2 protein-coding genes are annotated in these 1,100 nt (G+C 75.7%); both read left to right on the forward strand.

Going from position 1 to position 1,100, the window contains the following annotated elements; all coding sequences use genetic code 11:
- On the forward strand, positions 1-436 hold a 436-nt coding region (locus tag AC0I8G_RS25825; RefSeq protein ID WP_471732497.1), incomplete at its 5' end, for an EamA family transporter.
- 117 nt (positions 437-553) lie between these two features.
- The coding region (locus tag AC0I8G_RS25830) for a CAP domain-containing protein (protein WP_471732498.1) at positions 554-1,100 on the forward strand (547 nt) is incomplete at its 3' end.

Consider the following 1,100-nt stretch of genomic DNA (forward strand, 5'->3'; position numbering starts at 1 on the left):
GGGGCAGGTCGTGCCGGGTCACGGCGGGCTCGCCGTGGCCACGGTGGTCGCGACGCTGGTCCTCGCCCCGGTGGGTGTCCCCGGTGCGGTGCAGGCGGTGACCGCGCCGAACGGCTGGTGGCTGGCGCTCGGGACGGCCGTCACGGCCTCCGTCGTGCCGTACTCGCTGGAGCTCGCGGCCCTGCGCCGGATGCCGCAGCGGACGTTCGGCGTCCTGCTCAGCCTCGAACCCGTCATCGCCTCGCTGGCGGGGTGGGCGCTGCTCGGTCAGGCCGTGACGGCCGCCGGGGCGGTAGGGATCGTGCTCGTCGTCGCGGCGAGCGCCGGGGCCACCTGGAGCGCCGGGACCGCCGAGCGGCAGCGCGTCCGGGAGATCCCGGACCAGGGGCGGGCGGTCCCGCACACGCCGACATCGGCCGGCTCAACGGCGGACTGAAGCGTCGACGGAGCGTCACGACGGGTCGCCCGATCGGGCTACAGGTCTCGGGGGTCACGGCCGAGGCAGTGAGGGAGCCACCCCCGCTCGACGCCCCCTCACCGCCCGGAGGTCCCCGTGGACACCACTGCCCGCACGTCCCGCCGCTCCCGCGTCCTGGGCTTGACCGCCCTCGTCGCTGCCGTCGCCGGTGCCGTCTCGGGAGCCGGTGCCGCACAGGCGCAGACGTCGCTGGCAGGTGACGGCGGTTCCGCCTGGCGCTCCTACGAACTCGTGAACGCGGCCCGTGCGCAGGCCGGTCTGCCCGCCCTCGGCCTCACCGAGGAGGCGAACCGGGTCGCGACCGACTGGGCGTTCCGGATGGCCGGCGAGGCGAACCTGCACCACAACCCGGAGCTGTCCTCGCAGTTGCAGGGCTGGTCCCTCGTCGCCGAGAACGTCGGCGTCGGGGCCGACAGCGACCAGCTCGCGGGTGCGTTCATGGCCTCCCCGGGCCACCGCGCGAACATCCTTCGCCCGGAGGTGAGCGTCGTCGGCCTCGGTGCCGTGCGGTCCGGCGACGGTCGCCTGTGGGTCGTGCAGGTCTTCGAGGAGCCCAACGGGCAGACCCCCGTGCCGTTCCTCCAGACCGCCGCCCAGCAGCCCGCCGCCGCGCCCCTGCCCG

The sequence above is a fragment of the Kineococcus sp. AC630 genome (genome assembly GCF_979255925.1).